This is a genomic window from Metabacillus niabensis, assembly GCF_902829255.1.
Taxonomy (GTDB): Bacteria; Bacillota; Bacilli; order Bacillales; family Bacillaceae; genus Metabacillus; species Metabacillus niabensis.
In genome coordinates this window covers 1-982 of record NZ_CADEPK010000192.1, presented here as the reverse complement: position 1 = coordinate 982, position 982 = coordinate 1, and the positions used below count along the sequence as shown (strand labels likewise).

Sequence of the window (982 nt, the reverse complement as noted above, 5' to 3'; positions counted from 1 at the left end):
CTTTATATACAATATACACAAACGGTTCGTAAATTTCAATATTTTTCCCAAAAAAATAGAGACTGTCAAAAAAAAGGATCGCAATCCGTCCAACAAACACTGATAGTTGGATGATAAATCCTTTATCGAAAGTTTGTCAGATTGGACCCTTTGCTTTTCAAACAGTCTCAAGCAAACAGAAATATTCAATTTCCTAAACAACTTTATTTATTATGTCTATCTACTAGCTAGTTTTTTCCTTCTTATTATCAAACGCAACATCAATAAAGAAAAGCAATATAGCTGCAACAATTTCTGTTAATAAAGAAATCGTAATACTATTCATAAATTCGTCTACTATATGTAAAGTTAACAAAGTAAATGTGCTATCAATGGCCATTCTTGTTATAAATAATGTATATTTATTTGATATGTATTGAGATGTCAACTTGATAAAAGCAATAGAAAATAAGTCTACTATAAAACCAACAAAAAAGAAGACCAACACAAAACCTAGCAGCGAATAAGCAGATGTATACTGCACCCCAAACAATTGAAACAGCCCTGCCATTCCAAAATAAAAAATTCCGATTACAAAAGCAATAGATAAGACAACAAGAAGTGTTAACGATACAATAACTACTATCTTCTCAAAGAATTTCAAATCGCGAAATGAATCGTTATCTTTATTTTCTTTCATTTTTAAAACAATTCCTTTTAGATAAAATTTTACATTTGTTCCCTTTCATTTTAACATATAATAAAGCCTCTTAAATTAGCGGTTGTTTTCCCGACGATTACCGACATGAATCATATTTTCAAAAAAATAACCCTGCCTATTAATATAGCAAGGATCCCATAGTTTCTAAGTTTATAAAATACATCATTTTTTTTGCTGGTCCTTAATCGTCTTAGCCATTGCCAAAAATAATATGATGACAAAAATTATCGCAAAAATAATACCTGATAACAAAAAATCACTCCAGTATTTTTTCCTTATTAT

1 protein-coding gene is annotated in these 982 nt (G+C 28.9%); it reads right to left on the bottom strand.

Annotated features, from left to right (window positions below):
• Window positions 1-223: 223 nt before the first annotated feature.
• Window positions 224-679: a YrvL family regulatory protein gene (locus HU235_RS12870; protein WP_174880459.1), complete on the bottom strand. Its 456-nt coding sequence runs from the start codon at window positions 677-679 to the stop codon at window positions 224-226.
• Window positions 680-982: the final 303 nt, after the last annotated feature.